The 9,051-nt window shown below is 45.1% G+C and carries 1 protein-coding gene; it reads left to right on the top strand.

Annotated features, from left to right (window positions below; translation table 11 throughout):
• Positions 1-8,969 (top strand): cadherin-like domain-containing protein (locus tag AB6D80_RS09895; protein WP_372188414.1); only part of this gene is annotated, 8,969 nt, incomplete at its 5' end.
• Positions 8,970-9,051 lie beyond the last annotated feature (82 nt).

The raw sequence follows: 9,051 nt of genomic DNA, 5'->3' as shown, positions 1-9,051 counted from the left end.
CAGAAGTTCCTGTCTTTACGATTAGTTTCTCTACTAGCACTGTGGGTGAGTACACTTTTACTCTGCTTGAAGCATTAGATCATGCTGATGGACAAGCGAAGAATGACCTGATATTTGAACTCCCCGTTTATGCGGTAGATCGTGATGGTGATGACTCATTAATGTCGCCACTGAAAGTGACGGTCAGCGATGATGTTCAAGGCATGCAAAATCAAACGCTGAGCATTACGGAACCAACGGTTGCAGATTTAGCCGCTGGTGTTGTCACGACAGGTACTGTCGATGTCATGCCAAACCAAAGTGCCGACGGGGCAACGATTACCCAGTTTACTTACGATAACAACGTGTACACGTTAGTTCAGGGGACAACTGGAGAGCAGGTTTTCCCTGTTGCTGAAGGTAAACTGTATATCACTCTGGAAGGTGATGTCCGTTTCGAACCTAATCGCAACCTCAATCATTCAGGGGGCGATATTGTTAAGACTATTACGGTCACGTCTGAAGATAAAGATGGTGACGAAGTCACGTCGACCGTTACGCTTACCATTTCAGATGGTGCTCCACCTGTTATTGATAACATACCACCAGTCGCCTTGGCTGAAGCAAACTTGCTTGATGGCACCTCTCCGAGCATAACGGTCACTCAAACCGGAACAATGACGTTTACATCTGGTAGTGATGATGTGAACCACTTCCGTATTGATACTGCGCAGTTCAACACAACTGGGGACCTAAAATCGGATGGTCTGGTTGTTAAGCTCAAAGAAGATCCTCTAAACAGCGACAATTATATTGGCTTCGTAGAAAACGGTGGTGTCCAAACGGACATTTTCACCATCACTTTTGATAGTTTGGTGCTTGGTCAATATACCTTCACATTGTTAGAAGAGTTAGATCACCTGCCTGTGCAAGGTAATAACGTTCAAATCTTCACTTTGCCAGTTATTGCGGTCGACCAAGACAATACGGATTCGGTAATTAAGCCTCTTACGGTGACTATTACTGATGATGTACCAGTCATTACGGATACAACCGTCGCGAGTACGTTTGTTGTTGATGAAGATGATTTAGGCTCTGTTGTGGCTCAAGCGACAGGCTCATTTGTGACCACAGAAGGTGCAGACCAAGTAGAGGTTTACGAACTGCGTAACGTAGCCACTCTAGAAACTACTCTGACATCAGGCAATGAAGCGATTTCGATCACTGAGGTTACTGGGGCTGCGAACACAACCACCTACCAAGGTGCGACCACAAGTGGGACACCGATTTTTACTCTTGCACTGGGTAACGATGGGTCATACACATTCACTTTACTTGGCCCTCTAAATCACGCTACTGGATCAAATGACCTAACCATACCATTTAATGTTGTGGCGGTAGACGGTGATGGCGATGACTCCAACCAGTATCAACTACCAATTCAAGTCATTGATGATGTTCCAGTAATGACGCCGCCGACGGGCGAAACGGTTGTCGATGAAGACGACCTTTCAGGCATAGGCTCGGATCAATCTGAAGACACCATTATCAATGGACTGTTCACCGTCGATGAAGGTGCCGATGGCGTTGTGAAGTATGAATTGGTTGATGAAGATTTAGTCTTGACCGGTTTAACCTCCGATGGAGAAAGCTTAGAGTGGCTAGCTGTTTCACAAAGCGGCACAAAATTCACATACGTTGCTCAAACTGTGACCAGCAATGAAGCCGTGTTCGAGATTATTTTCGATACTTCTGATAACAGCTATCAATTCGAATTATTTAAACCACTGAAGCACCCTGACGGTGCAAACGAGAACACGATAGATCTTGATTTCTCAATCGTTGCTGAAGATTTTGATCAAGACCAATCGAATGCGATCGATCTGAAGATCACGGTGACGGATGATGTTCCATTAGTGACAACACAATCGATTACTCGTGTTGAAGGTCAGGGTTATCGCGGTTCTATAGTCGATATGTTTGCTGATGCCACTGATGTAGGCGCTGATGGCGCTGAACTGAGCAAAATTGAGGCCTTTGACGGAAGTGGAATTGTTTTCCGTTCAGGGAACAATGGGCCTTACAGTAGTGATTTCGATTTAAATAGTGGTACTCAAGAGGTACGAGTATACGAGCAGATCAATGGCGCTGTTGATCCTCGAGAGCTGGGTCGACTGAAAATAAACTCAAATGGTGAGATAGAGTTTAGAGCCAATAATTACTTAGAGCATGTTGGTGATGAAATTAATTTCTCTATTAATGTAACAGCGAAGGATGGCGATTCAGATACGTCATCGACACCCTTGGACATCACTATTACGGATAGGAATTCGTCGAAGATCGCGCTGACAGTGACCACCTTTGAGGATGCGGGTAGAGACTCAACAATACCATATGCTGCAGGTGATGCTCCGATTCTTGAAAATATACAAGACAACCAAAGCGGTTTACCTAATGCACCAGCTCAAGTTGCGCTTCAGGTTAACCTGAATGACAGGGATAACAGCGAGTCTATCGGTCAACTGATTATAAAAAACAGTAACCATAGAGGCACGTTCTATTACTTTGAGGGTGGTGAGTATCACAAGTTAACGCCTGAAACTAACGGTCAAATATTATTTGGACCGCCTCAAATGCAACAAAGCTTTGCATTAAACCCGAGTGAAGTCAGACAAACTATTGCGACTATCGATAACCTGTTCTTTGTCCCTGACCAAAACTATGGTTCAGATAGTAATGGTGTTGAGATCCGCTATCAATTGGAGATCGATAATGGAGGCACTCTTGACCACAAAGTAAACTCAAGCTTCAAAATCGAGATTGAAGCGGTAGCGGATATTGCTACTTGGGATGATGGTAATAGCACTTATCAGTATCAAGTCAACGAAGATGAAGACAATGTCACACTACAGCTGAATGCAGAATCACAAGATAACACTCAAACTGAAACGATCACCTATGAGTTAGAAGTTATCGAAGGCGACGGGAAGTTTGAGCTTCTTGATAAAGACGGCAATGTGCTTACTCTGACGGCGGATGGTGTATATAAAATAGCAGCAGAAGACATTAACACCACCGTGGTTAACCCTATTGATAATTTCTCGGGTCAGATTAAATTCAAAGCAACAGCGGTTACAGAAGAAACACTGAATCCTTATGAAGATACTGCCAACGGCGGAGCAAATGATAAAACTGAGGCCCGTTCTGTAGAGCAAAACATCATTATTGATGTCACCGCTGACGCTGATGCTGGAAAGTTCAGTGTTAATCGTATTCAGATTAACGAAGACAATATAGATGATCCTGATTACATAGGTCCGCTAGCTAACAAAGATGCATTCACGCTAGACGAAGTCATTACCATGACAGGGTCGGTCGATACGGATGGCTCTGAAGAACTGTTTGTTCGTATCAGCAATATTACAGAAGGCGCAGTGCTTTACTTTGTGGGTACAACCACGGTAGTTCCTATTGTCAGTGGTACCAATTACCACGAAATAGCGTATTCCGATTTGGCTAATGTTGAGGTGGTTCCAACTAAACACAGCAATGTGGATTTCACTTTTGATGTTACAGGTGTAGTGAAGGACACTGCAAACCTGTCAACCAACCCACAACAAGTCGATGTAGAAATACTCGGTACTAAAACGGTTAACGTTGAAGTGAAAGGGGTTGCTGACACACCTTATGGTGGGACGAATGGTACCGATTGGACCGCAATTACAGATGGTACTGCAAGCGGTGTTCAAACGACGATTCAAGAGAGTCAAAACGGCGACAGCTTTGCTCTGCTTGACTTCACGGTATTGTCGGGTGAGAGAAAGCCTGACACCGGCACTACACCATTACCGGACGATGGTTCCGAATCAATAACGGTTATCTTATCGGGTATTCCTGATGGCGTTATAATCGAGGATGGTGACGGTACGGTTATTGATCTTAATTTTGTGGGTTACGAAACCGGACCGGGTGGTAGCCCTGATTTATCAAAACCTATCTACGAAGCTAATATTACGGAGGCGGGTACAACGTCAGGTATTCGTATTCGACCTGTCGACTCTTCGACCGAGAATATCCATATTCAAGGCAAAGTGATCGTAACGGAAAACGACGGTCACACACTTTCTTTTGATCAAGAAATTCGAGTGTTGGTTGAGCCTATCATCGATACCTCAGCAACCTACAACAACGTCACAAACGGGAACGAAGATACTGCTATCAACATCGATTGGCATCCTGAAGGCGTTGACTATATCGACTCTGACGAGCATTTCACTTCAATTAAGATTTCCGGTATTCCACCGGGTGTCACACCCACCGTAAATGGTGATGTGACTGTTGTGAATGATGGTGCTGGTACGTTAACGATTACCCCTAAAGACGCGAATCAAACGCCGGAACAATTTACCCAAATTGCACTAGCGAATAACTTTATTCAAATGACTCCGCCAACTGACTCTAGCGTTGATTTCACATTGACGACAGAGGTAGACGTTGAGGAGCGTGATCACGAATATGTGGATTCATCTAACCCAGGTGAGGGTATTGCGACTGCGACGGTTACAGGTACGATCAATGTTATCGTAAGACCCGTTGTTGAGACTCATGATGGCATCGATAATCAGCTTATCGTCGACGACGTGGCTGGAACTGGTTCTTTGGGTACGGTGAGCGCCGATCCTTTGACTGGTGTACTCAAGTTTACAACCAACAGCGACAATCCGTCCGCCACGGATGAATTTGTTATTCGATATCAAGAAACCGATGCATCATCTGCTATTGAGGAAGTCGACCAACTGGTTATTCAATTAACGAATAATGACACGAATAAGACTCCATTATCAGATGACGTATTGAATCAATTACTCGTTATTGGCGCGGCTTATGAAGGCGATGGTCGTTGGGTTGTGACCAATGAGGATTTGTTTAGTATCAGTGCTCCTAATGGTCTTGGTTTCCCTCCTATTTCTAATCTTCCAGACGTATTCAATGACATCAAGATGACTATCTTTAGTACGGTGGTTGATCGCGGTGATGGTGTTGAGGTTGAGTCATCTCCTGCCGTTATTCGGGAAGGCGAAGTGACATTATCATTTCCAGAAGTACTTGTTGGGGGAGGCGAGGTTGCAGCTAACATTACAATGGATGCTAATAGTGTTGTCGACGCTATCGAAGACACGCAACTTGATTTAGGTGCAGCACTAAATGGTGTGATCACTTTCTCTGGAGAAGATGCTTCGGTAGACCAAGTGACCATTATCATTGATGACTCCGTGACCATTAACCCAGGAGGCACTTTCCCAATTAGTTTAGCGGGAAGCAGTGAAGTCGATTTTGTTAATGGAAAATATGTATTCGAAACAACCGTTGAACAGGGCGTTCCAACTGATTTCTCAGGGCTGTTACTTAACTTGCCGGCAGACTACTCTGGTGACTTTAGATTACCACTAACCATAGTGACCAAAGATACGCTCTCTGGTGATGAGAAAACGTTAGTTACCGACGTCGTCATCAAAGTCGCGCCAGATGCAGAGGCGGACCCTACGATTGAGGTGAATGTCGTCGGTTCGCTTGATGATGCCTTTAATCCTGTTGATAACGACGGTCAGGCTGGACAAGATCCGGTGGGTTACGAAGACACCTACATTCAACTCGACTTCAATTCGACTATTTCGGATCAGGTATCAGGCGTCGAAGGGGGGCAAGAGGCGTTTGCATCCATTACTTTGACGTTGGATGACCCTTCAATAGGGGCATTCTATGACAATACGGGCACCTCACTTGGTACCTCAGTCACGTTTAATCAAGCTGAAATCGCGGCGGGGGCGCTCGATAATGTCCTCTTTAGGGCGATAGAAAACTACCCAACTGGAAATGATATTAACCAAGTGCAGATTAATGTAAGTGGTACAGTTACAGATACCGCAACCTACAATGATTCTGCTTTTCCGGTAGGCACTGCAACCGACTCCGATACCTTCAATACAAGTGTTCGTTTTGATGTTGTTCCGGTTGTTGATGATGTACATGTCTCTGGGCCGGGTAGTGATCCTGATGTAATCGAGATTACCGGCAACGAAGACCAGCTTATTTCCTTGTCAGGTACAGGACCTGTATCGATTGCACTGACTGACCTTGATGGATCAGAACAGTTTGTATCGATTAAGTTCACCGATGTACCTGATGGCTTCCAGATGCGTGTAGATGCTGGTTCTGCTTACACTGTGAAAAACAACGGTGGCGGTGAGTGGAGTGTTCAATTGCCTCAAGCTTCTGGGCTTTCATTCGACTTAAGTGAAATTTCGATTTTACCGCCTAAAAACTTCAGTGGTACTGCTGAGTTTGGTGTTGAAGTGTTCACTCAAGAGTCGCTACTTGGTGTACCGACTGCGGCTGCAAACTTACCAAGCTTCAAACTGCATGTGGTGCCTGTTGGTGACGATGTTGATACCAATCCTACGGACTCTGTAACAGGCAACGAAGGGCAGAATATTGATATCGAAATCAATGCGACTATTTTAGATAAAGAGTTGTCGGCCACAGGAAGCGGAACGTATACCGAAAATGCACCCGAAACCCTTCGAGTCGAAGTGGCTGGTGTTCCTCAAGATGCTTCTATCTACTACCCTGACGGAACCACTATAGGTAGCTATGATCCAGCGACGCAACTCTGGACACTAAACGTCCCAGCTCAGTCGTTAGATAAGATCGTATTTAACTCTGGCGAACATAATAGTGATACAGGTAATGCTTTGGGTATTAATGGTCCACTGCAGATTACCGTTCGTTCTGTGGATACAGATGCTGATAACACGGAGCATTTAGGCACACCAACGAGTTTCAATGTTGATTTAGTGATTGATCCTATCAACGATCAACCGACCTTTGTCAATGTGACTAACCTTGAAACGACAGAAGACTCTACTGGCGTGGCAATCAACAACTTTAGTATCTACGATATTGACGCAAACTTTGATAATCCAGATGCACCGTATGTACTGACGCTAAAAGTTGACCAAACACTGCCGGGTGCACAGGGCGAGTTTGTACTCCCAAGCACTCAATCCAATGGTGTGACATTTGTATTGCAGGCTGATGGCTCACTTGTCATGACAGGTAAAGAAGCTGACATCAATGCAGCGCTAACTAATGGCGAGGTTACGTTCAAACCGGACCCGGATCAGAACTATCTCAATCTGGGTGGGTTAGTGACCATTAATGCTACGATCGATGACGGTGGTAATAACGGTTTGATTGATGCGGGTGATCCGAATACCGCTCAAACGAATCAAACTACCTTCACTATTAAAGTGACGGAATATAATGATGCTCCGATAGCGGGCAATGTTGATTTGGGCTCGATTCCGGAAGATGGCCAAATCGTGATTGTTGAGGGTGACTTGATTACGGCAAGCTCTGATATCGAAAATCATAACCTTACCGTAACAGATATCAGCCTTACTCAAAATCAAGGTCAAGGTCAGCTTCAGAGGTTTGAGAACATTGCTGGGGCGGATGACAATTCGATTAATGGCCCATACTGGGTATTCACGGCAGCTGATGATTACAATGGCGATGTTACATTCACCTATACAGTAGAAGATAACGGTACAACCAATGGCTCAAATGATTTCTTAACGGATACCGCGGAAATCAGCGTTGTGGTACAAGGTGTTAACGATACACCTGTTGTTAATGGTGACAATGTCACTGATTTTATTGATGAAGAATCGGGTCAGCTGCTGAGTGGCATCAATGTCAGTGATCCTGATTATGTTGATTCATTTTCTAATGACTTGATGACGGTCACTTTGACGGTGGATTACGGAACGTTAAATGTGTCGCTGCCTGCCGTGACAACTGTGATGGTGAATGGCAACAACACAGGTTCGGTTATCTTAGTAGGTACGTTGAGCGACCTAAATGCATTGATTGACACACCGACTAGCCCTGCGGGTGTTTATCTGGATGCGAGCCTGTCTCCAACCAATAGCATTGGCTTGGAAGTCATCGCGAAAGATAGCGGAAACCCTTCTGGTATCGTCATTGAAACCACGCCAGTTATCTATGATATAGCAGTGACTCCTGTGGCGAATGCGCCGACCTTGTCGATTGATACTGCGTCTAACTACGTCAGAAATATCACCGCTAACCAGTCAGTAAGCGCTAGCGGCGTTCCTTTGGTTGGTATTATTGCTGCCTTGACCGATATTACGGAAAAGCTAACGCTACGTATTAGTGATGTGCCTGTTGGTGCTCAAATTACGAGTGATGTGGGTTCAGTGACTGATGTCGGTGGTGGAGTTTGGATTGCCACGGCGGATGCGATTGACACTGTGAAAGTGGTCGGGCTTTCTGATACGCCGGGAAGCTACACACTCAAAGTGGAGGCGGTTTCAGAAGAGCTAGATAACAGCGATACTGCAACATCGGCTTCGATAGATCTCAACTTGAACATTGTGTCTAACGGGGTTGATATCGATTTAGCTACAGAAACCGACGATGTTCAGTTATTGGCAGGGGCTGGCAATATCGACCTGACAGCGGGATCTGGAAATGATCGTCTGGAAGGTGGTTCGGGTGACGATACGTTAGTTGGCGGTGATGGTAACGACACTCTCATCGGTGGAGGCGGTTCCGATATTCTGACTGGTGGCGACGGTATGGATTCGTTTGTATGGTTCAACATCGAAGATGGTGTCGAAGATACGATTACCGACTTTAGCCTATCTGAAGGAGACCAACTCGATCTAAGAGAAGTGTTACCTGAGCTGAAAAGTGCCTCACCAGATATAACAACACTGCTGCAACACATTGATGCGAAGGTTGACGGGGATGATATTGAACTTACGATTAACCCTGATGGCTTAGGCACGACAGAACAAGTGATTGTGGTTGAAGATCTTGCGCCTCAGCTGACGTTAAATGGCACCATGCCTTCTGATATTCTGGATGCGCTAGTGCAACAAAATGTCATGACTCACGGTTAACGCTCAATTGATAAGCGCTAGTGATTAGAAGTGAATAACTAAACCATAACGAAATAGGCCAGCAATGCTGGCCTATTTTTTA

This window comes from Vibrio sp. 10N.247.310.17, assembly GCF_041466605.1.
Taxonomy (GTDB): Bacteria; Pseudomonadota; Gammaproteobacteria; order Enterobacterales; family Vibrionaceae; genus Vibrio; species Vibrio tasmaniensis_A.
Note: the sequence above shows the minus strand (reverse complement) of the source record. Positions and strands in the feature narration are given on the sequence as shown.